Raw genomic sequence first — 21,281 nt, 5'->3', positions numbered from 1 at the left:
ACGAAAGGAGGAAATTTTATGCCTATTTTATTTGCAAATGGATTTGCACCTATTTATAACCTAATCAGAACATTCTTTGCTGATGGATATACATTTTTTCAATCATGTGCAACAATCGCATTCCCTTCAATCATTGCTTATTATAAAATTAGAGAATCATTTGCCGAAGTACAACAAGACCAAATGTACTCACAAAAAACAAAAGGTGTATTGGTTGCTTTAGCAATTATTTTCTTGGCTAAACCAATCGTAGAAGTAATCGGTAACTACTTTAATAAATAGATCAGGTAGAACCCTAGCGGTTTTATCTAATTTTTTGAAAGGAGGAAAATAATGGATAATCTTGCTATTATTTTGGGAGTTGATGAAAAAACTATTCGTGAAGAATTAGGTGAAATTAAAATCAGTAAAATGGTTTTTTCAAAGGTAAGAGAATTATTTGATGATGATTATGACAAATTCAAAAAATTCTATAAATACTGTAAAGGAAATATTCCAGCAATGATCTATCAATTCAACGAGGTATATAAAAGCTTTGAAATAAACATAGTCAATAATGATATTCCATTTATGAATGAAGAAGATGAAAAAGAAATCATGAAAATGATTAAAGAATATCATTCAAACGTCAACGATTCACTCACTTCAATTAAAAAAATGCTTATCGAATTAAACAGTAAAAATGTTGAAGTTGATACAAAAGAAATTGTTGACGCTTATGAACGTGAAACAGTCTTACTGCAATCTATTTTCAAAGATATTGTTGATAAGTTGGATTCAATAGAGAATGAAACAAATTCCAATAAAACAGATACCGACAATATAAATAACTCTCATAATAACCAATATAAAAATTATATGATTAACATGTTTAAGTTTATTAAAAACAATCCTAAAAAATCAATTATTTTTCTTGCAGTCATATTGATTACATTTATTTTAGGAGGTGTATTGATCTAATGTATTATGCAATTTTAGATTTTGCTTCTGATGGTATTTCTAATACTTTTAGATACATAATGTGGCAAATGATTAAACCTCTTATAAATGTACTGAACGTTTTGTTAAATGCATTACTTAATGGAATTCTGCCCTTCTCCATTCTATCTAATGAATGGGTCAATGCTGGATATAAAGCATGTATTATTTTAATGATTTCAATTCTCCCTGCAAAAATTGCTTGGGAGCTTTTTTATGCAATCATGATGGATGCTGACAATGTCGACCCTAGTAAGAAAATATTTGGTGCTATCATGTGTTTCTTTATCGCTATTTCAATGCAATATGTTATTCCAATGGTCAATAACATTAGCGTAAATTCGTCTAATGCCCTTATGCAAATGGAATATACAGGAAGTAGCGAAAGCAATAAAAAAACAATGTCAAACCAGCAAATTAATCTTTCAAAAAATCTAGTTGTCTCTGTTCTATGCTCTTTTGGTGGAATGGAAAAAAAAAATACCGTTTTTTCATATGTCACAAATGGTAAAAATGAAAAAATGGATATAGGAGCTGAAAGATTCTATGACTATATTACAAATTCAACAGATGCATTAAACGGTTATGATGGAGAGCCATCTAATAAAAGCGGTCGTTCAAGTTCCTCATTTTTTTCTAGAGGGAAATATGACAGATGGTCTTTTTACTATCGTTGGGATACCAGCGGTTCTTACCATTTTGGAGGAACTGAAGGTTCAGATGATTTTGACTTGTTAGGTAAATGGGATACAGATGATGATTTTCCTGAAGCTAAAGATCAAGGCGGAAGTGAAGCTTATGGTACTCATTCTGTACCATCTAGTAAATCACAAGCAAAAAAAGCCTATGATTATATGGTCGAACATTCAGGAGATTATATTTGGGATTTCAGTTATATCGGTACGCTTGTAGGATTAGTTATATTTGTCATTTTATTGGGCTATGTTTCGATTGAAATTGCAATGAGAATAATCATGATTGGATTTTGGTATATTATAAGTCCTTTATGCTGTTTATCATTAACAAATCAACAGAATCCACAAGCTTTCAACGTTTGGAAGAATGCTATCATGGGAGCATTTCTTGTAAACTTTGCACAGCTTTTTTTATTACAGTTTTTCATGAATATTTCATCATCTATTCTCAACAACAAAGCAACAGGTGTCGCTAATACGATTGCATCACTAATTTTGTATTTCGCATCCTTTTCAGTCGTGATCTCTGCCCCACCTTTCGTCCAATCAATGATTGGTGGTTATGGTGCTGGATTCTTGGAATCTATGAACCAAATGAAAGGAATTTGGAATTCAATCGGTGGCGGAGCAGTAATGGCTGCTGGTAAAAAAGTAATGGGTAGACATAATGATATGACAGGACATTTGACTGGTGGTGTTCGTGGTAAACTCTTTGGTAATAAAAATATGCAGGGTCAAACTGTCGGCGGAGCTAAAGGTGCATTTAGAAGCACTAAACAAGGAATTAAAAATGCTGGAAAAGATATTGCACGTGTTGCTCTAGGTAAAAAAGATACAAACCCTTATGCAAAAGATAAAGATGGAAATACAGTTGCAAATCCAAACTACGGTAATCGTCATGGCGGTATCGTAGGTGCGTTTATGGGAGATAAAAGCAACGCTGAAGATGGTAGAGTTGGACGTGTTCCCGTAAGAGATAGAATGACTAAAAAGATTGGTGATACTGTTGAAAGAGGTGCTAGAAATTTCAGGTATGCTCCTAACAGGAGACAAAGTCAACCAAATTCCACACAGTCAAACTCTATGAAAAATCTGTTCAGTAATACTTATTCAAATAAAAACAAAAAGGGAGGAAAAAAGTAAATGATTGCTCCTAATAGTTTAAAAATCATTATAAATAAAGGAAAGAGAAAAGAAAAATTTGTCTTCTTTCTATCAATAGATCAAGTATTTATAATTGCAATAATTTTTATAGCAACTTTTTATATATCAAAAAAGCTAATTGGTGAATTCTATGCTCTGATGATTGGCTTTGGTTCAATGGCTTTCTATGCTGTCCTTTGTTTTGAGTTACCTGATCATTTGAGTATGATGGAACACATCAAACTATTTTTCAATTTTCTAACAAATCAACCTAAGAATTATCTTTATTACAAAGAAATCAATATAGAAAAGGAGGAAGAAGAAATAGAATATGAGTATATTCAAGAAGAAAGAATCCAACCAATCAAAAAAGAAAAAAGAAAAAAATCAAAATAAACAGCAAAACAAGAAACCTTCTCCTAGAGATACAAAGAAAGTCTCACATATTAAGGATGCTATCCCTGCTAAATGGAGTGAAGAATATCAATGCTTTGTTGATAATAATGATAATTTCATCTTGATGGCAAAGGTTACAGGAACGAATATTTGGGGAATGAATCAAAAAGACCAGTTCGCCTATCTGAATGCCTATGCAACCATCTTTCAACAAAATATCCATGCTGGGATGATTTATTCTTATGAAGTCCCTGCTGATGTCGAAGGATATGTACATGATTGTGAAGTATTGAAGAATACCTTAAATGTAACAAAGAGTGTTGTTGACCGAAAAAGATATGAGATATTGAATGATGCCGAAAATCGTTTGAAAGAAGTATCTATTACAAGAGAATTAGTAGACAGAAACTTTATGATCATTTTAAAACATAAAAATCTAGACGTTCTAAAGGATCAAATCAATACTGTATGTAGTATTTTAAATACCTATCAACAAACGAAACCAGCAACCCCACAGGAAATGTTGAATACGGTTTATAATTACTATAATCCTACTGAAAGTGAGTTTGTTGGTACTTCTTATTTTGATTTAGATTATGGAAAAATGGATTTGATTTATCCTGATAAGCTTGGAATACTTCAAAGAGGATTGTCATCTACAATGACAATCAATGATAATGTCTATACTCGCACTAAATGGGTATATACATTTATGTCTGAACCAACTATGGCATTGCTTGGATATTGTGCAACATTCAGATATTGTGATTTTTCATTGCACTTTGAAATGGCACCTCATGATATAATCAAAAAAGATATTGATAAAACAATCAATAACTTAAATAAAAACCTAAATAAAGAAAAGAATGCTTCTCAACAAGCGGTAATTGAAAAAGAATTGGATAATAACTATCAAATGACCAGAGAAGTTAGTGCTGAAGGTAGCACACCTATTTATTTCCTAGTATCAATACGTATTACTGCCGATTCTCTAGAATTATTAAAAGAAAGATGTAAAGATGTTGATAATCTTGCAACACAACTAAATATTAAATTTAGAGAAGGAATGCATAGACCTATGGAGATGTTCAATTTATCCTCTCCATTATGTTTAAATCAAGTACCTGAATATAACCAGTTAACGACAGTAGATACTCTTGGTTATATGTACCCTTTCACACATGAAGCATTATATGATTCAACAGTAAGACGTGATAAAAATAAAAATATAATATACCGTTATCCCCCTATTTGTATTGGAACGACCAAAGACACAAATGGGGTTCTATTTTATGATAATTTCACTAAAAAAGATGATCGTGCAAACTATAATGAAGCTGTATTTGGTTCAAGTGGATTTGGGAAAACCACCTATCTAATGCACCTTATAACACATAGATATGGAATTGGATATCAACAATATTCTATTGACGTTGAAGGTTCAGAATTGAAGAAATTGACATATGCGCTCGGCGGTGAAAACGTTGATTGTTCAGATGGCGATAAAGGACGCATCAATCCCTTACATGTCCGTATCACTGTTCCAGAAAGTGAAAAAGAAGATGAAAAGATTCCATTGAGTGAAATCAAACCATTATCACCTCACATACGTTTCTTGCGTGTTTTCTTTGATGCATATAAAGGTAGAAACGGAAAAAAGGATATACGTATTCTACATGACAACTTAATAGAAGAAGCTTTAGAAAGAACATATAAACGTATCATGAATATTGACTATCAAACATCGGCAGAAGATATTGTTGAAAATTTTTCAAATGATGATTACCCAATTCTATCAGATTTATATGAGGAGCTTAAAACAATGAAAAATGAAAGCGAAGATGCAAATGATACAACTCGAAAAGAAAAACTTAGTGAGTGTATTGCCTTTATTCGACCTCTTGCAGTAGGTGCAGATGCAATTTTATTTAATGGACATACAAATATCAACTTAAACAATCCATTGATCAACTTTGATATTTCAGGATTGCAAGACAACACAGGCTCTAGAATTCTTTTAACTCAATATTTCAACATCCTTTCATTTATTTGGACTCAAGTTATCAGTGATAGTAGAGATATTAGAAAACAAATTTATGCTGATGAATATGGTATTATTATGGATCCTGACTTAAAAGAAGTAATGAAATATTTTAGTTCTATAAGCCGTAGAATCAGAAAACGTATAGGCGGTCTTACAGTTGCTACTCAACAAATTAGTGACGTATTGAAAGATGAAGTTAAATCTGAAGGTGAGGTAATCATCAATCAAAGTGGCTATCAATTTTTCTTTAACCTTGCTGGTGAAACGGAATATTTCAAAGGTACAAAAATTCTTCCTGAATCTGCACAAGAGTTTATTCAGTTTGCTAATATCGGTGAATGCTATGCAAAGTTTGGATCTCAAACTGCCATGACTACACAAATTATAATTCCACCTAATGAGCTTAGGTTCTTTGAAAGTATTAAAAAATAAAATTGAGCCAAATTGGCTCTTTTTTATTTTTGAATTATGAAAAAAAATTCAAAAAAAATAATTATCAGTTCTTGTTGTTCATCATTATTATTTTTTATTATTCTTATCAGTTCTTTCATGTTAATGGGAGCATCTGAAGAAGAACAGCAAGATGATTCCTCTAAAACTGTTGATACTACAGATACTATGGAAAGCTTTGTAACAATAGCTGTCAATGAAAGTATCAGTGTTGCAGGTAGAAAAGGTGGAGATAAATACCGTCAATGGTATACAGGTAAAGCTGATGGTGCAAATTGGTGTGCAACTTTTGTTTCTTGGTGTGCTGATCAAGCAGGAATATTAAATACTGCAATTCCTAAATTTCAATCATGTGATGCTGGTGTCAAATGGTTCAAAGATAAAAACCAGTTTGACTATGTCTCACGTTATGGAGGTGGCGGTTTACCAGCACGAGGGAAAATAATTTTCTTCTGCAAAGGAAATAAAAATGATTCAACTCATGTAGGTATCGTTACAAAAGTTGAAGGAAATAAAGTCTATACAGTTGAAGGAAATACTTCTAATACAGTGAAAGAAAGAAGCTATGATACAAACAACAGTAGAATTCTTGGATATGCTTCTCCTAACTACCCTTCTACTGGTTCAACAAATCAAACTTTACAGGGTGCTTTATCTGAAGCGTTCAAATTCTTTGCTAAATTTGAATCAGGACAAAATTATGGACAAGGATTTTCAAGTGGTGATGGCTACCACGCAATGGGATATTATCAGTTTGATAATCGTTATGATCTACAAACATTCTTGAGTTATTGTTATGGAAAAGACAATGCAAAATACGCAATGTTTGCTCCTTATTTGAATATGAATAAAAAAGATTTAGCAAATAACAAAGGACTGGATAATGCTTGGAAACAGGCTTATAAAAACGATCCTAATGACTTTGCAATCAAACAAGATGAATTTGAATATAACACTTATTATGTTCCAGTCGAAAACAATTTGAAGAAAAAAGGAATTGATATTTCAGGAAAAAATGATGCTGTAAAAGGCATGGCTTGTTCTCTTTCTAACTGGGCTGGAAGTGGAACTGCTCCAAAAATAATTGCTGATTCAGGTGCGAAAACTTCAATGGATGATCGTACTTTTGTATCAAAGGTTTATGATTATCTCTATTCTCTAGATATGAATGGATATAAAAAATACGGAAAGACAGGAAAGAAATATTATAATGGTTGGCATAATCGTTGGAAAAACGAGAAAGCAGAATGCCTTAAATATTTATAAAAGAAAGGAAATTTAAATGGATTATGGACGATAAAATTACAAAAAAGACAGTTATCTATATCACTATTCTTATTCTATTAATTGGTGGATATTTAACTTATCTAATACTGCAAAATACTGTTTTCAATGAAAATATTAAAGAATTAAATTACTACTATGAAATTGAAAATGAAGATTCTATTTCTGATATTTTAAATAAAAATCAGACAATAGCTTTTAAAAATGATATTCAAAAATATCTAGAAGAATTAGAATATAAAGATAAAGAAATTAACAATATACAAATAAAAAAGCCAAAAAAAGAAAACAAAAAATTGTTTACATGCTATGTGCTTTTGGATGATGATTGGCAATCTTTATATAAGACAAAATTCAATATTCAAAATAAAAAATGTAAATTTATATGGAATGGAGACATTAATAATCAAGATTACAAACCAAACAAAAAAGGAAAAACGTATCTGTATATTGTAGATAAGGATGCATATAAAAATAAAAAAATAAATGATGATACCGAAAATCAAATGCCTGATGAAGATGAAGAACCTGAAGGAGAAGATGTTTCTTCTTACTAGTTTCCATATGAACAACGAACAATTATTTTGGTACATCCGTATTGAAAAAATGTTAGATGCGTATGATATGATTTCAAATAATCATCTATTAAACAGGCAAGATATTTTATCGTCATTAGAAAATAAAGACAATGATTTTTATATTCAAACCTATTTTTATGTTAGTAATGAATATAAAAAAGCACTGTCTAAAATCACTCCTGCCCTTTCCTTTCCTATAAAAAAATAAGGAGATTTTATTTATGGCAACAGTAAAAATAAATGAAAAATTAGTGAGCATTATCAAAGATAAAAGGAAAAAAAAGAAGCTTACACAAAAAGATATGGCTGAATATCTACAAATATCCTTTTCAAATTATCAAAGACTCGAAGCAAATAAATATGAAACTTATGACCAAAATCTACTGAAACAAATAGCAGTCAAACTTGAAATTGATGATGAAATATTTAGTGATACATTAAAAGTATCACCTACTACTAAAATGGCTTTACGTATAAAAAATGAGACTTTAAAACAAATTAAAATGATAGAAATTGAACATGAATTTGATTCATTTTCTCAAACAGCTAATTATATTTTTGAACAGTATTTTCTTAATCACGACCTGTCAAAAGTGAAATATGATATAGAAAATATGTTTCAAGAAGTTGTTTTGAAAACATGGGCAACAACAGTAAAAGACCTTGAAAAAGAAAATATCAGCAATAAAAAATTCCTAGATTTTATTTTAGAAACTTATGAAATTGATGAAGAACAAGCAAAAAAAGATTTCAATTCTATCGAATCGAAAAGAAAAAATATAGCTAAATGGTAATACAAAAACAATTGTTTTTTAATTATTATTTTATGATTTTTAATTATTTTAATAACAAAAAACATGAAATAATTAAATTAAAAAAATCAAATTTTTAAATAAAAAAGTAATAAAAAATTCAAAAAAGGAGTTGAAAAAAATGTTAGAAAATTACAGAACCGTGCTGTATTCTGATGAACCGTTATATCAAAAATTATTCAAAAGATTTACATTTAGAGATAACGAGAATGATGAAATTGTTCATTTTTTTGATAGAAACACAAATGAAGTTATTCATATTGTTTCAAATAAATATATTAATTTTTCAATAAATCCAGTAACAGGTTATAGAAATTTAACACATGTAATTATTCAAAAATCATTCTATAAAAGTAAAGATCTACTCATGATTTTAAGAAAATTAAAAGTGTTCAGACCTGAAATATTTGTTCTAGTTTATCTTGATAGTTCATTTGAATATTTTGAAAAACTTTGTTCAATTATAGCAAAAGAAGAACTTGCAACTATCGCATTTGATGAAGATGACATCTTCACTTGGTATGAACTTACGAGCAATAATGAGTTGCCAATTCAAGATGATTATGTTCTAAAAAAATACAATAAAAGACAAAACAAATTCTTTGATCAATATTAAACGCTGTCGGACAATTTTTGAATATTTTGAAAATTCAAAATAAACGTCAACCATGCGGGTTTGGACGGATAAAACCGTCCTAAAAGTACTCAAAATACTGAATATTGTCGGACAATGGTTAAATCCTTCAGGAATCGTCAACCATGCGCTTTTCAAATGAAATTTCAAAAAATAGTGAATATTTTCTTGAATATTTTTGTTTTACAGTTAAATTTGAGCAAAAGTTGTCGGACAAAAAGTGAATATTTTACAGGAATCGTCAACCGTGCGGTTTTTGGCTGAATATTTTAAAAAATAAAGCACAAAAAAGCTTTGAATATTCACTTTTGGAGGACACTTCTAAAAAAATCAAAATAAACGTCAACCGTGCGGTTTTCAAAAGAAAAAAGCATAGTTTTTCTTGAATATTTTTTGAATATTTATTCCTAAAATATTCAACTGTCTCCAAAAATGAATATTTGAATAAACGTCAACCATGCGGTTGTTCGCACTGCGAACAAGCCCCAAACGGAGTGTCTGTCGGACACTCCTTATCCTGCTACTTAATTTTCGGTCAAAATATTCAGTTAATTAGGACAAGAAAATTAAGTAGGAAGCAAATTTTTTAGATTTAGATGAAGAGCCAACTTGGCTCTTTTTTCATTAACAAAATTATAAAAAGGAGGTAATAAGTTTTGAACAAAAAAGAAGATAAAAAGCATCACCAAGAGTTGATGATCATTGTTATTGGTATATCGATAATCGTACCGATTTTTTCAGTAATGTTTGTATATATGTTCTTCAGTTTATTATTACAGGAAAGTTCTTTTGTAACTGTTTTTTCAGATAATTTGGATATTATCATGATCGTTACATTTGCTTTATATGTTCTTTCATTTACATTTATTACAAAAGCATTTCTTTTTTCAAAGCCAAAGAAAACAGATACATTAGGGAAACAAAGCTGGAAGACTATTGATGAACAAAAAGAATTTGAAGATTTTAGAATTGCAAAAATAGATATGAATGAAAAAATTGAAACAGCAGGTATGCCTGTCAATAAGATCAGTGACAATGAACTTATTTATGATGTCGGTGCTACTCACAGTTTAAATTATGGTTCAACTCGTTCAGGAAAAACGAGAAAACTTTTAAGTGTATTTGTCATGTTAGTTATAAAAGCTCGTGAGTCTGCAATCTTTCATGATAACAAAGGAGAACTGTATCGTCGCTTTCATACTTTGTTTGAAAAATATGGTTACACTGTTAATGTTATTGATTTTAGATTTATGAAAAAATCTCAAAGATGGAATCCGCTTAAATTGATTGTTGATTGTTTTAAAGATAATGATGACCCTCGTATAGATGATGCAGACCAGTTTACTGATGACTTCGTTAACCAAGTTGTAGTAGACAATGGTAAAAGTGAGAGAATTTGGATAGATGGTCAAAAGGCTTTAATTAAATCAATCATACTTGCAGTCGCACAAGCAAACATTAAAGACAATCGTAAAAATCTTTTTTCAGTTTATCAGGTTCTTTCCGTATTAGGAAAGGAAGTTACTTTTAAAGGAGAAAAAAATCCACGTATGCTTTTAAGTGCCTATATTAATTCACTGGATGAAATAAATCCATCACGTGTTGCCTTCACCCCTATTGCTAACTCTCCTGATAAGACACGTGGAAGTTTTATGACTTCAACATTATCGACACTTGCAATTTTTAGTGGACAAAATTTAGCAAAATTATTAAGTGATTCCGATATGACATTTAGTGATTATGCAAATGGTAAACATGTTTTATTTATTATTAACCCTGATGAAAATTCTAAATATAATCCTATCATTTCTGTTTTAGTTGACCAAGCTTATCAAGAACTTGTTAGATGTGCTACAGCTACAAAAGATATGCATTTAAATAAACGTTGTCACATTTTTTTAGATGAATTTGGAAACATGGCACCTATCAATCAAATTGAAACAAAAATTACAGTTGCCCTATCTCGTTGGATTTTCTTACATCTTTTTCTTCAAGCTGATGAACAGTTAGATGAAAAATATGGTGATAAAATAGCATTAATTATTCGTGGTAACTGTAACTTAAAAACTTTTATTTCAAGTGCAAGTATGGATACCTGCGAAAACTTTAGTAAAGAAATAGGATATGAAACTATTTGGGTCGCAAGTCAAAGTGGAAACTTTAATAACAATGCTACTCAAAATGGTGGAGGAGTTTCATACAGTCAGCAACAAGTTCCTTTGATTGCTCCTGATGTTTTACGTTATCAAAATGTTACAGATGGAAGAGGAATTATTGTTACACGTACTTATCTTGGACCTATGCAAAACTATCTTCCTGATATGACTGAATACAAATGGATTAAAGACTTGCATGAGGAAGATTCAAGAATAGATAATATAAATAGAAAAATTCATTATGCTGTACCTCGCTATATTATTTATACAAGAGCTGATTATGACCTATCACAAATTCCTAATGTAAAAAACAATATCAAACCTAAAACTACTGAATTAGTTGAAGAAGATATGTACTGGTACTGGTCACAACGTGATGATCTTGCTTCTGCTGTAAAAAGACATATCAATGCTTACGTTAAATCTTTAGGCTATTTTCCTGAAAGAAGAGAATTACTAAATTATATGAATTCTGAACAGTTCTTTGAATTTATCAATCAAATTGATGTACCACACATCAATGCCCAAAAAGAAAATTCAGCAAGTCATATTAAAGATATTCAAAAAGAAATGTCAAAGACATCTAAAAGTGTTCCTAAAATGTCCTTATTAGATAAAATCAATGAATTAAACAGTAATGATCTAAGGAAAGCATTTGAAAGTATCAACACGATCAGAGGTAATAAATAATATGGAAATATTCTGCAATATTCAATATAAACAAACTCAATATTCTAAATCGAATGACAGCAAGCAAAAAATTAATACTGGTGCTATGTGCGATTACTACGATCGTGATGAAGCGTGTGATAAAACTATTGATACTGAAGATGCTGTAAACTATTACAAATATAGAATTGGATCTAATGGTGGTTGGGGTAAGAATGGTGATTTCAAAGCGGACGAAGATAAAAAACTCTTTGAAAAATATAAACCTGAAACGATCTATAGACTGGTTATTTCATTTGATGAAACTTTTGCTAGAGAAAATAAAATTCTAGATAAAAAAGCAATGAAAAATCTAATGAATAAGAGCATGAACAAAAATATCAAGGAATTGGGATTGAATCCTGATAATGTCGAATGGGGTTGCTACTACCATACGAATACAGCACACCCCCACATCCATGCTTTTATCTTTGAAAAAAATCCAACAAGAACAGATTACCATATTAAAAAAAATACTTTTAAACCTATCAAGTCAAACATTATTAGAACAATGAATATCAACTCTGAACTTTATCTTAAAAGAGACAATGTTAAAAAAGAAATCATTGATACGTTAAAAGATATGGGATTGGATGCTGGTAAATATTCAAATTCTAACAATTCAAAAAAATTATTTGCAAATGATAAAGAAATCAACAGAATGTTCAAGAAATTAGAAAAAAACATTCCTAAAACTGGAAGTATGAAATATAATTCTGCAAATATCATGCCCTACCGTCAAGAAATTGATAAACTTGTAGATAAGTTATTAGAGAAAGATGACATTAATAAGCTTTATAAAAAATACAGGGAAATGTTAGAAAAAGAAAAAGAAATGTTTGATAATCGTTACTTTTCTAAAGAAGAATCTAAAGAACAAAATAAATCCATTGAAAACAAAGAAAAGGAATTACATGATCGCATTGCTAATATGATCCTTCAAAATATCAAATGTTATCGTGAAGATGTTGATGAATACGAGCAGGAACAAGAAGATGAATTATATATTGATAATACTTCCGAAACAGTTTCTGAACATGCCAAGGTATCAATGAAAAACAGGAGTAGATGTCTTGAAGGTGGTGTACTAGATGAACTTGCTAAAGAACTTGCACAAGCACATTATGATCTAAAAGAACAAGAACAAATGCTCAATAACATGATTGAAAAAGCAAGAGCACAAAGTAAAAATCTCGAATTTGTACACGGAGGATAATTATGAAATCAATAAAAAAAGAATTAGAATTTATCATAGACAAGACCTATGAAAATTTAAACAAAGAAAATAATTATAAGAACTTTAAAATAGAATTTTCAAAAAAAGAATCAACAAAAAATGAAAAATATAAAGATAATGTGCTTACTGTTTTTAATCTCTATCGTCAAGAGGTTGCAATAGCAAATTCATGTATTATCGCCCTTGCCCACCACATTGATTTTTGTGATCGTGGGGAAACTAAAAATGATAAGACTTTTCTTCAGGTATATTCAAAATTACTTTATAAAGCTCTTATCTTCCAATTATTGGATTATGTTCAATTAATCAACTGCGAGGACTATGAAAACCAAAAGTTAATAAAAACAGCTTTAGAAGTGTGCTGGAAAAAGAATGTTGTTTTACAAATATATAAAACTACTATTTTAGAGGTATTTAATTCTTACAACATCAAAGCTTATCTTAAAGAAAATGGATTTAGATATAATTCCAGCTATCAATCATGGGATAAAGAATATGAAATTGATAAGGTAGATGAAATAACAGAGAAACTATTTTCTCTTGATCAAACAGTTAAATTGGACTTTAGAACACCTCATCATCTTGTTTTGGTGTTTGATGGCTATATAGTTGTTGAGGGAAATACGTTTAAAGCAAAAGAAATACTTAAAGAATATCATTTTGGATTCTCTAATGGTAAATGGAGAAAGAAAATAAAAGCAAATAGATATTTATATGAAAAAGAAATCATTTCCGCTGTTTTACCAAAAGGATTGGGTATTAAAATTGGTATTGAATACGAATAATAAATACTAATTATATATGTTATAATAAGTATGAAAGTTGGTGACAACATGGAGATTTATAAAGGATATTATTCTAATAAAAAATATCAATTTATTTACAATATTGAAGACATTAAAAAAATTGTAAAACCCATTTTTGACGAATATGAGGTCAACCGTGTATTATTATTTGGCTCTTATGCTAGAAATGAAGCCTCATTAATAAGTGATATAGACTTCTGTATTATTGATCCAAGAATTAAAAGTTTAAAATTATTTACACTTAAAGGAGATTTACAAAAAGCATTATCTAAAGATATTGATATTTTTCAGCTATCTTCTATTAAAATTGATTCACCAATATACAAAAATATTTTTAATGAAGGAATAACAATATATGATTCTAAATATAATCATTAATCTTTTATTCATTCAGGTAAAGGAGATGAATTGATATGGCTATTAAAAAAGTAATAATTATTACCGATAATGATGATTTTGAGCTATTTAAAAGTAATCTTTGTCAGTCTATTAAATTATTAGATCCTTTAGAAGCTATAGAAGAAATTACAAATTCTCATACAATAGAAAAATTCTTTAAAGGAAAAAAATATTGTAAATCATTTTATTTAGTAGCAATGGTCAATTATCTCTCAAATAAATATGGTTTAAATATGAATATCCATACTTATGATAAATATAAAATGAAAAACATTATTTATCCTAGAGGAATTGAAATGATGTCTAGATTATTGAAAAATAATGATATAAAAGAAAAGGCATTAAAGAATGCTGAAAAAGAATTTCTACAATTTAATATTTGTGAGGGAGACATAGAAAATGTCTACTGATACAAATATCATCAATGAAAAAACATCAAATCAATATTTAAATTTATTTATATTTTATAAGTTACTATGACGAAAAAACTAATTAGAATAGTATTAAATAAAGTATTGAATTAAATTTGAAATATGATACTATACTAAATGTAGGTGGTAGTTCCACCAAAAGATTCCTCACTTTTAAAAAGAGGTAAAAGTTGGGTGACCTCATACCGTAGTTGAGGACTATACAAAGTTGGGTGACCTCATACCATAGTTGAGGACTATACAAAGTTGGGTGACCTCATACCGTAGTTGAGGACTATAAAAGTTTGGATAGTCATAATATATGACTGTCCTTTTTTAATAAAATAGGATGTGATTTAATGAAAAAAGAAAACTTGTCAAAATCAATTCTAATTAGAATTGATGAAGAATATATAAGCTATTTAAGAAAATATGATAGTAAAGTTCAAATCAACTCTAGTGTTTTACATAAAGACAATAAACCTTTTGTGGGTGTTCTTTTTGAAATCAACAATTTAAAATATTTTGTACCTATCTCTAGTAATAAAAAGGATAAATTATCTAGAATGTTTAATAAATATGTTGAAACAGGTAAAAAGCCTATAGATATGTTTTTTATTGAGGAAACATATAATGATGAAAGAAAGCTTCTCTCTGTTTTAAATCTAAATAATATGATTCCTGTATGTGACAGAGCAATAATCAATTATAATATTAGTCAAGACAAAGATTATTTTCTTTTAAGAAAAGAAATAGCATTTTGTAACCTACATAAGAAAAAAATAATATCTGACAGCAAAAGAATTTATAATGCTGTTATAACTCATTCTTGGCAATCACTTGAAAACAGATGCTGTAATTTCAAGTTGCTAGAAGAAAAATGTATTTATTATCAAAGTCAAAATATTTAATGTAATAGAAGAGCCAAGTTGGCTCTTTTTACATTATTGGAAAATAAAGTGAGAAATAATTTATCTACTTCTTGTAAAATAAAAATATAATTAAAGGAGAACAAAAAATGAATATTAAAATAATTGGTAAATGTATTAAAAGTACTAAACCTATGTTAAAACCCGAACAAGTAGGTAATAGTAAAGCTTTCATAGTTAATGATGAAAAAGAAGAATATGAAGAATATGATGTTGAAGAAGTTATTAATTCATTAAAAGATTATCTATCAAAGCAACAGTACAACTATTCAATACATCTTATTAAAAATTGGAAAGATACAAATGTACTGCATAAATTAATGAGTATTACTCTTCGTGAAAATAATGAAATACAGGATATTAAACATAAAAAACTATGGAATATTTATAAAACTTGGATATTTGATACAATGCTTAAAGAGCTAAAATATTCCCCATTTTACAAAGGAATGTCAACATCTCGTGAAGGATGGCAATCTGATAAAAACCGCCCTTATTATTGGGGGTGTATGATTGATGGCTACATTTTTGCTTATGGATATACGCATCCAGAATTAAGTATTGATACAATGATTTCTAAAAAATATTAAAATATATAAATGACAAAAGAGCCAAGTTAGCTCTTTTTTGTTATAACTGTAAAAGGAGCTGTACTATGAATAATTATAAAAAACTAGAAACACGTATTAAATCATTAGAACAAAAAAAGAAAAAGAAAGAAGAAAATATAAAAAAAGAACAAAATGAAATCAAGGAATATAACAAAGAATTAAAAGAGCTTTATGCTATGAAAGATGAAATTGAAAAGGTCAATAATAAATTAAATAGTTTTTTTCTAAATGATTCCCCTACTTCCAACGAAGTCGAAGAAGAATATGATAACTATGAATCATGAGATATGAAATAAAGAATGGTAAAAATAAGACTTATTATTTTAAAAATGAATTAAAAGAATTTGGTTGTCAGTTCAAAAAAACTGGTAAATATTCAGGATATTGGTATTTAAATACTGAAGATCAATTCCTAGCCAATAGGCTTCAAGCATATTGTTTAAAAAAAGGATTAACTTTCTTGATATTGGAATCCTCATATTCAAGAAATGCTCATTATCGTGCAGATTTTTTTGCCAACAATAAACCTATCATTAAAAATGGTAAGCCCTATTATCGCTGTGTGTATTGTGGAAGACATTTTCAAAAAAATCAAATAACTATAGATCATCTATATCCTATCCATAAAGTAAAAAATAGTAGTTTTAGAAATATAAATAGAAAACTGCTAAAAAAACTCGATATAGAAGATATAAATGACTGCAAAAATCTAGTAGCAGCCTGTAGTAGTTGTAACAAAAGAAAATCAAAAAAAACTGGTCTATGGCTAATTAGAGGATATTTAGGTAAATATCCTCTTTTTTGGAAAATAGCATATTATGTTCTAATTTTATCTTTATGTCTAGGGGTATTCATTATGCTATTTAATTAAATAGATAAGAATTTAATTAGTTGGAAAATAAAATGAGAAATTATTTAAAATTTTATTTTATAATGAAATTAACAAAAAAGGAGCAATATATGGAAAAGAAAATTGCAATCGTTAGACTACATAGAGGTGTCCTTGACCCTATTACACAAGTAAATAAACTTATGACCTTTATATGCGATATAGGAGATGTAAAAAAAGGTGATTTCGTTGTTGTAGAATTGTCCATGAAAACACGTGCTAAAAATTTCAACAATGACTTCAGAATTGGTCGTGTTGAAGATTTTATGATCTTCAGGGATGGAGAAATAGCACAATTTAGACCTAACAACTTTGTTGTGTTTAAAATCAATGACAATGATTTCTACATGCGCTGTAACACTTTATTGAAAAAAAAGTGGTCATTGTGGGCTAGATATAGAGCTATCAAAAACAAAGATAACAAGAATCCTCGATATAGTATTTTTGATGACATCATTAAAGAAACAGACAGTCTGCAATTTCAACGCTTGACTTCTTGGGTTGATGTGATGAAACCTGACAAAGATCATACAGATTTAGAGAAAGAAACACGTATTGTATCAATCAAGATGCAACGTGGAGTTCTAGGAAAAGAAAACAATAAAACTTTCAACTATATTTGTGATCTAAAAGATATTCAAATTGGAGACTATGTAATTGTAGAAATCACAAGAAAAAATATGTATGGTAGACCAGCTAATGATTTTAGAATTGGTCGTGTTGAATCGCTCCATACATGGAATGATAGCGAAGTATCTAAATTTAAGCCAAATTCCTTTGTCGTTTGCAAAATTGCTGATAAGGAATTCAAAACAAGATGTAATGAAATAAAAAAATCAAAAAAAGAACTTTGGGAGCTTTATAACATTGACAAGAAAAGACCTAATAAAAACCCTGATGGTATTCCTATGAATGTATTTGATCATTTAATTTTTTCAAATGGTACATTGCATTTTGATAGACTTTCTAAATATCAAAATAAGATGCAACCACCAAAAAAACAACAAATAAAAAAAAGAAAAAAACATTAGAACTATTTCTATACAAACTTTTCACAGAAAACAAAAATATATTATACTGAACTAGTTTAGCTTGATGCTAGACTAGTTTTTGTTTTTTGGAGGAAAAAATTAATGAAATTAAACGAACTATTTGAATTGTATTTAGAAGATATTGACCTAACACATCAAGATACTACTTTAGATTCTATACGTTATGTATATAATTCGGGACTTGCTAAAAAATATGGAAATAAAAAATTAGAATCAATTAAATTTAAAGAGATAAAAAAATACCAAAAAGAACTTTTAAATGGAAAGCACAAAACAAAAGATGGAAAAACATACAGTATTTCCTACATTAATAAAATAATTGCTCTTTTAAAAAGACTTTTAAAATATGCAAATATTATGTCCTATGGTGATTTTACAGTTGCTCAAATAAGAGGACTTGAAAGTGTTACTTCTATCATAGATAAAAAAGCACAATTAGATACACAAATAATTTGGTCAATAAAAGACTTCAATAACTTTTTGAAAGTAGTTGATAATGAAAGAGATCGTCTGTTCTTCAGTGTACTGTACTACACAGGAATGCGCAAAGGTGAGCTACTTTCTTTATGCTGGAAAGATGTTGATTTAATTGATCAAACGATAACAATAAATACCACTGCCTGTCGTGTTCGTGGTAAAGGACAATGTATAAAGCCACCTAAATCAAAAAGTTCTCACAGAATTATTTACATAAATAGAAGCTTGAACGAAATGTTACTCAACCATTTTATAAAAGAAAAACAAAACTATACCAGTAATATTAAACAACATTATGTATTTGGTGGAATTAAAATGATTTCATTTTCCACTCTTGGTAGAATATTCAATAAATATAAGGAAAAATCAAATGTAACAAATATGAATCTTCATGGCTTTAGACATTCTCACGCTACATTGATGTTGAATCTTACAAATGATGTTTATAATGTTTCTAAACGTTTAGGTCATGAAAATATTGTTATAACCGATACATATTTACATGTTAATGCAAAAATTCAAAGGGAAATGGTAGAAAAGCTAGAATTTGCTATTCATCAGGAAGAAGTTAATACATATGATGTATTTATTGAAGGATTGAAAAAAACATTGTTAAAACAAATCACAAATGAAACATACAGTTCTGACCAAACTGAAACATTAAAAGAAATCTACGATTTTATAAACAATTAAAAAGCCTATTCAATTGAGAATAGGTTTTATTCATTACTTTGCAATTTTATCATTGAATCATATACATTGATTATTTTATCACAAATACTGTCTTGCCTGACTTTGATTTCTAAAGCTTTTGATATATTTTTTTGTTGCATTGCATCATTAAATTTATTTGATAAGCTCTCTCTTTCCTTTTTTAAAGATCTTAATATATTTATTGAATTTTCCATTTTTATATTTCCTCTATATCATTAATTTCATTTACACCTTTTTTAGAGTTACGAATATCTATATCATTCTGCATATCTAAAAAATATTTGTCTGATACACCAAAGAAACGAGCAAGTCGTAATGATATGTCAACAATTATCTTGCTACGATTATGAATAATATCCTGTATGCTTGATAATGGAACATTTATTTCTTTAGCAAGTTTATATGCAGAAATATTATTTGGTTTCATAAATTCTTCAAATAATATCTCACCAACTGTTGATGTTTCAACATTGTTTCTCATTATCTCACCTACCTGTAAATATGATATGTTTTTTGTTCAAACCTATAATATATTATAAATATCGGCTCTTCATATCTTTCAGTAAACTTTCCCAGCTAAAATAATCATTATCTTTGAATTCAATATTGATAAAATGATACTTTTGCATCATTACAATAGAAAAAGCCATCATATCCGCCTGAACAGGTGTAATTCCGCTAGGTTTAGAATTTTTTCGTTCAATATAACAATATCGCCATTGATTGACTGTAGTAGTTGATTCACTTAATTCTTTAGATTGAAGCTGATTATATACCTGTATTGTATGATACATCTGTCTTGCGGTCTGATAACATTTTACAAGCATATTTATTTCATTTTGAAACAAATCAACATTGATATAGATAACGTATTCCTTAGGAATGAATAAAATACTTTTGACCTTGTACCCTACATCTCTGTAATCATATGAAACAATATTTCCGTCCTGATCAAAGAGCTTGATGTCATCAAGCTGAACATAATAAATTTCTGGAAGCTTCAAATTAAGCTCCATACAGGCTTTTTTTATAGCAATATTACATAATATTCTCTTTTTATTAAATTCTTCTAAAATCAAAGAAATCACCTCTAATTTATTATTGAGAATATTATAGCTGTTTTAGAAAATAAATATCAAAAATTATTTTATTTTAACATTATATTTTAGGTTTTATTTATCATCTTTTTCTTCTAGATCCATTGCTTTTGTTAGAAGACGTTCAACAGCCTTTGTTTTTGTTTGCCCCTTTTCTTCAGCGTAGTTTTCAAGTCTTTCATAAATTGTACTTTCAATCTTTATATTTAATGCTTTATAGTCTTTTTTTGCTCTTGCCATTTTAAAATTCCTCCTAAAAATATTATAACAAATTTTAAAAATATATCTACAATATTATATAAAAAGCTACACTTTTGTAGCATATTATGGTATAATATAAGAGTAGAAGAAAGGTATTCAAAAGTTATATAGATTGAATATGATCTATTGGTATTAGTAGTAACAATTCACAATTTTTGTTACAAATGACTTTCTTTTGCATTTATCAGATGATATAATGATAAAGAATATAAAAAAAGCATAAAAAAACGTTGTTTTTATGAAGAAAACAACGTAATGTGTAGTCATTTTAATTGGTTTGACTTACAACATATCAATAATAGTATTTAGTTTTTCACTTAAGATTTTAACAAATTGAAAATCTAAATTCAATATAAAGTATTTGTAAATGTCTAATACCAAATGATTACTCTATCTATTAAAGAATTGATTATTCGTATTAGATATTTTCTTTTTAGTAAAAAAAACCGTTCCACTTTAAAATAAATGGAGCGGGTGATGGGAATCGAACCCACGTAGTCAGCTTGGAAGGCTGAAGTTCT

General features: G+C 28.6%; 25 protein-coding genes. 21 read left to right on the top strand and 4 right to left on the bottom strand.

Annotated features, from left to right (window positions below; translation table 11 throughout):
- The first annotated feature begins 18 nt into the window (after positions 1 to 18).
- The 21 genes from HUU89_RS00125 to HUU89_RS00025 all read left to right on the top strand — a co-directional run bounded on the left by HUU89_RS00125 (position 19) and on the right by HUU89_RS00025 (position 19,381).
- The gene (locus HUU89_RS00125; protein WP_175300644.1) at positions 19 to 282 is read left to right on the top strand and encodes a hypothetical protein; all 264 of its coding nucleotides are present in this window, start codon (positions 19 to 21) and stop codon (positions 280 to 282) included.
- Between the two features lie 51 nt (positions 283 to 333).
- A complete protein-coding gene (locus tag HUU89_RS00120; RefSeq protein ID WP_175300643.1) occupies positions 334 to 960 on the top strand; it encodes a hypothetical protein in 627 nt (208 codons plus the stop codon).
- Positions 960 to 2,816 carry a hypothetical protein gene (locus HUU89_RS00115; protein ID WP_175300642.1) on the top strand — a complete coding sequence of 619 codons (1,857 nt, stop codon included), beginning with the start codon at positions 960 to 962 and terminating at the stop codon, positions 2,814 to 2,816. The genes HUU89_RS00120 and HUU89_RS00115 overlap by 1 nt, the downstream gene beginning before the upstream one ends.
- The gene (locus HUU89_RS00110) at positions 2,817 to 3,212 is read left to right on the top strand and encodes a hypothetical protein (RefSeq protein ID WP_175300641.1); all 396 of its coding nucleotides are present in this window, start codon (positions 2,817 to 2,819) and stop codon (positions 3,210 to 3,212) included. It begins immediately after the preceding gene.
- Positions 3,148 to 5,688: a VirB4 family type IV secretion system protein gene (locus HUU89_RS00105; RefSeq protein ID WP_175300640.1), complete on the top strand. Its 2,541-nt coding sequence runs from the start codon at positions 3,148 to 3,150 to the stop codon at positions 5,686 to 5,688. Before HUU89_RS00110 ends, HUU89_RS00105 begins: the two co-directional genes overlap by 65 nt.
- A gap of 36 nt (positions 5,689 to 5,724) precedes the next feature.
- Entirely contained in the window at positions 5,725 to 6,972 is a 1,248-nt protein-coding gene (locus HUU89_RS00100; protein ID WP_175300639.1) for a CHAP domain-containing protein, read from the top strand.
- 23 nt (positions 6,973 to 6,995) lie between these two features.
- Positions 6,996 to 7,547 (top strand): hypothetical protein, encoded by a 552-nt coding sequence (locus tag HUU89_RS00095; protein WP_175300638.1) that lies wholly within the window; start codon positions 6,996 to 6,998, stop codon positions 7,545 to 7,547.
- A gap of 7 nt (positions 7,548 to 7,554) precedes the next feature.
- On the top strand, positions 7,555 to 7,776 hold the full coding sequence (locus HUU89_RS00090; protein WP_175300637.1) for a hypothetical protein: 222 nt from the start codon (positions 7,555 to 7,557) through the stop codon (positions 7,774 to 7,776).
- A gap of 13 nt (positions 7,777 to 7,789) precedes the next feature.
- Positions 7,790 to 8,362 (top strand): helix-turn-helix domain-containing protein, encoded by a 573-nt coding sequence (locus HUU89_RS00085; protein ID WP_117812368.1) that lies wholly within the window; start codon positions 7,790 to 7,792, stop codon positions 8,360 to 8,362.
- Positions 8,363 to 8,501: 139 nt separating this feature from the next.
- Positions 8,502 to 8,996 (top strand): hypothetical protein, encoded by a 495-nt coding sequence (locus tag HUU89_RS00080; RefSeq protein WP_175300636.1) that lies wholly within the window; start codon positions 8,502 to 8,504, stop codon positions 8,994 to 8,996.
- 674 nt (positions 8,997 to 9,670) lie between these two features.
- Positions 9,671 to 11,860 (top strand): VirD4-like conjugal transfer protein, CD1115 family, encoded by a 2,190-nt coding sequence (locus tag HUU89_RS00075; protein WP_175300635.1) that lies wholly within the window; start codon positions 9,671 to 9,673, stop codon positions 11,858 to 11,860.
- A 1-nt stretch (position 11,861) separates the two neighbouring features.
- Entirely contained in the window at positions 11,862 to 13,094 is a 1,233-nt protein-coding gene (gene mobL, locus HUU89_RS00070; RefSeq protein ID WP_175300634.1) for a relaxase MobL, read from the top strand.
- A gap of 2 nt (positions 13,095 to 13,096) precedes the next feature.
- Complete coding sequence (locus HUU89_RS00065; protein WP_117788332.1) at positions 13,097 to 13,900, top strand: hypothetical protein; 804 nt, start codon at positions 13,097 to 13,099, stop codon at positions 13,898 to 13,900.
- Between the two features lie 48 nt (positions 13,901 to 13,948).
- The gene (locus HUU89_RS00060) at positions 13,949 to 14,299 is read left to right on the top strand and encodes a nucleotidyltransferase family protein (RefSeq protein WP_175300633.1); all 351 of its coding nucleotides are present in this window, start codon (positions 13,949 to 13,951) and stop codon (positions 14,297 to 14,299) included.
- 35 nt (positions 14,300 to 14,334) lie between these two features.
- Positions 14,335 to 14,730, top strand: coding sequence for a hypothetical protein (locus HUU89_RS00055; RefSeq protein ID WP_175300632.1), 396 nt, complete (start codon positions 14,335 to 14,337; stop codon positions 14,728 to 14,730).
- A gap of 359 nt (positions 14,731 to 15,089) precedes the next feature.
- Positions 15,090 to 15,641, top strand: a complete 552-nt coding sequence (locus tag HUU89_RS00050) for a type III toxin-antitoxin system ToxN/AbiQ family toxin (RefSeq protein WP_175300631.1) — start codon at positions 15,090 to 15,092, stop codon at positions 15,639 to 15,641.
- 107 nt (positions 15,642 to 15,748) lie between these two features.
- The gene (locus tag HUU89_RS00045) at positions 15,749 to 16,249 is read left to right on the top strand and encodes a hypothetical protein (protein WP_175300630.1); all 501 of its coding nucleotides are present in this window, start codon (positions 15,749 to 15,751) and stop codon (positions 16,247 to 16,249) included.
- 65 nt (positions 16,250 to 16,314) lie between these two features.
- The gene (locus HUU89_RS00040) at positions 16,315 to 16,554 is read left to right on the top strand and encodes a hypothetical protein (protein ID WP_117867860.1); all 240 of its coding nucleotides are present in this window, start codon (positions 16,315 to 16,317) and stop codon (positions 16,552 to 16,554) included.
- Positions 16,551 to 17,141: an HNH endonuclease gene (locus HUU89_RS00035; RefSeq protein WP_175300629.1), complete on the top strand. Its 591-nt coding sequence runs from the start codon at positions 16,551 to 16,553 to the stop codon at positions 17,139 to 17,141. Before HUU89_RS00040 ends, HUU89_RS00035 begins: the two co-directional genes overlap by 4 nt.
- Positions 17,142 to 17,230: 89 nt before the next feature.
- Positions 17,231 to 18,190, top strand: a complete 960-nt coding sequence (locus HUU89_RS00030; protein WP_175300628.1) for a hypothetical protein — start codon at positions 17,231 to 17,233, stop codon at positions 18,188 to 18,190.
- A gap of 102 nt (positions 18,191 to 18,292) precedes the next feature.
- Complete coding sequence (locus HUU89_RS00025) at positions 18,293 to 19,381, top strand: tyrosine-type recombinase/integrase (protein ID WP_175300627.1); 1,089 nt, start codon at positions 18,293 to 18,295, stop codon at positions 19,379 to 19,381.
- 26 nt (positions 19,382 to 19,407) lie between these two features.
- Here the strand turns inward: HUU89_RS00025 and HUU89_RS00020 are convergent, their stop codons facing one another.
- The 4 genes from HUU89_RS00020 to HUU89_RS00005 form a co-directional block, all read right to left on the bottom strand.
- A complete protein-coding gene (locus HUU89_RS00020) occupies positions 19,408 to 19,596 on the bottom strand; it encodes a hypothetical protein (protein ID WP_175300626.1) in 189 nt (62 codons plus the stop codon).
- Positions 19,597 to 19,598: 2 nt separating this feature from the next.
- Positions 19,599 to 19,883 (bottom strand): HigA family addiction module antitoxin, encoded by a 285-nt coding sequence (locus tag HUU89_RS00015; protein WP_175300625.1) that lies wholly within the window; start codon positions 19,881 to 19,883, stop codon positions 19,599 to 19,601.
- Between the two features lie 52 nt (positions 19,884 to 19,935).
- Positions 19,936 to 20,481, bottom strand: a complete 546-nt coding sequence (locus HUU89_RS00010) for a hypothetical protein (RefSeq protein ID WP_175300624.1) — start codon at positions 20,479 to 20,481, stop codon at positions 19,936 to 19,938.
- Between the two features lie 93 nt (positions 20,482 to 20,574).
- Positions 20,575 to 20,739 (bottom strand): RepB family protein, encoded by a 165-nt coding sequence (locus HUU89_RS00005; protein WP_117867854.1) that lies wholly within the window; start codon positions 20,737 to 20,739, stop codon positions 20,575 to 20,577.
- Positions 20,740 to 21,281: the final 542 nt, after the last annotated feature.

This window comes from Faecalibacillus sp. H12 (genome assembly GCF_013361255.1).
Classification (GTDB): domain Bacteria; phylum Bacillota_I; class Bacilli_A; order Erysipelotrichales; family Coprobacillaceae; genus Faecalibacillus; species Faecalibacillus intestinalis.
Note: the sequence above shows the minus strand (reverse complement) of the source record. Positions and strands in the feature narration are given on the sequence as shown.

Excerpts from the sequence above, each read along its gene's own strand:
- HUU89_RS00125 (WP_175300644.1), top strand. The coding sequence starts at position 19 with ATGCCTATTTTATTTGCAAATGGATTTGCACCTATTTATAACCTAATC.
- HUU89_RS00120 (WP_175300643.1), top strand. The coding sequence starts at position 334 with ATGGATAATCTTGCTATTATTTTGGGAGTTGATGAAAAAACTATTCGT.
- HUU89_RS00115 (WP_175300642.1), top strand. The coding sequence starts at position 960 with ATGTATTATGCAATTTTAGATTTTGCTTCTGATGGTATTTCTAATACT.
- HUU89_RS00110 (WP_175300641.1), top strand. The coding sequence starts at position 2,817 with ATGATTGCTCCTAATAGTTTAAAAATCATTATAAATAAAGGAAAGAGA.
- HUU89_RS00105 (WP_175300640.1), top strand. The coding sequence starts at position 3,148 with ATGAGTATATTCAAGAAGAAAGAATCCAACCAATCAAAAAAGAAAAAA.
- HUU89_RS00100 (WP_175300639.1), top strand. The coding sequence starts at position 5,725 with ATGAAAAAAAATTCAAAAAAAATAATTATCAGTTCTTGTTGTTCATCA.
- HUU89_RS00095 (WP_175300638.1), top strand. The coding sequence starts at position 6,996 with ATGGACGATAAAATTACAAAAAAGACAGTTATCTATATCACTATTCTT.
- HUU89_RS00090 (WP_175300637.1), top strand. The coding sequence starts at position 7,555 with ATGAACAACGAACAATTATTTTGGTACATCCGTATTGAAAAAATGTTA.
- HUU89_RS00085 (WP_117812368.1), top strand. The coding sequence starts at position 7,790 with ATGGCAACAGTAAAAATAAATGAAAAATTAGTGAGCATTATCAAAGAT.
- HUU89_RS00080 (WP_175300636.1), top strand. The coding sequence starts at position 8,502 with ATGTTAGAAAATTACAGAACCGTGCTGTATTCTGATGAACCGTTATAT.
- mobL (WP_175300634.1), top strand. The coding sequence starts at position 11,862 with ATGGAAATATTCTGCAATATTCAATATAAACAAACTCAATATTCTAAA.
- HUU89_RS00065 (WP_117788332.1), top strand. The coding sequence starts at position 13,097 with ATGAAATCAATAAAAAAAGAATTAGAATTTATCATAGACAAGACCTAT.
- HUU89_RS00060 (WP_175300633.1), top strand. The coding sequence starts at position 13,949 with ATGGAGATTTATAAAGGATATTATTCTAATAAAAAATATCAATTTATT.
- HUU89_RS00055 (WP_175300632.1), top strand. The coding sequence starts at position 14,335 with ATGGCTATTAAAAAAGTAATAATTATTACCGATAATGATGATTTTGAG.
- HUU89_RS00050 (WP_175300631.1), top strand. The coding sequence starts at position 15,090 with ATGAAAAAAGAAAACTTGTCAAAATCAATTCTAATTAGAATTGATGAA.
- HUU89_RS00045 (WP_175300630.1), top strand. The coding sequence starts at position 15,749 with ATGAATATTAAAATAATTGGTAAATGTATTAAAAGTACTAAACCTATG.
- HUU89_RS00040 (WP_117867860.1), top strand. The coding sequence starts at position 16,315 with ATGAATAATTATAAAAAACTAGAAACACGTATTAAATCATTAGAACAA.
- HUU89_RS00035 (WP_175300629.1), top strand. The coding sequence starts at position 16,551 with ATGAGATATGAAATAAAGAATGGTAAAAATAAGACTTATTATTTTAAA.
- HUU89_RS00030 (WP_175300628.1), top strand. The coding sequence starts at position 17,231 with ATGGAAAAGAAAATTGCAATCGTTAGACTACATAGAGGTGTCCTTGAC.
- HUU89_RS00025 (WP_175300627.1), top strand. The coding sequence starts at position 18,293 with ATGAAATTAAACGAACTATTTGAATTGTATTTAGAAGATATTGACCTA.
- HUU89_RS00020 (WP_175300626.1), bottom strand. The coding sequence starts at position 19,596 with ATGGAAAATTCAATAAATATATTAAGATCTTTAAAAAAGGAAAGAGAG.
- HUU89_RS00015 (WP_175300625.1), bottom strand. The coding sequence starts at position 19,883 with ATGAGAAACAATGTTGAAACATCAACAGTTGGTGAGATATTATTTGAA.
- HUU89_RS00005 (WP_117867854.1), bottom strand. The coding sequence starts at position 20,739 with ATGGCAAGAGCAAAAAAAGACTATAAAGCATTAAATATAAAGATTGAA.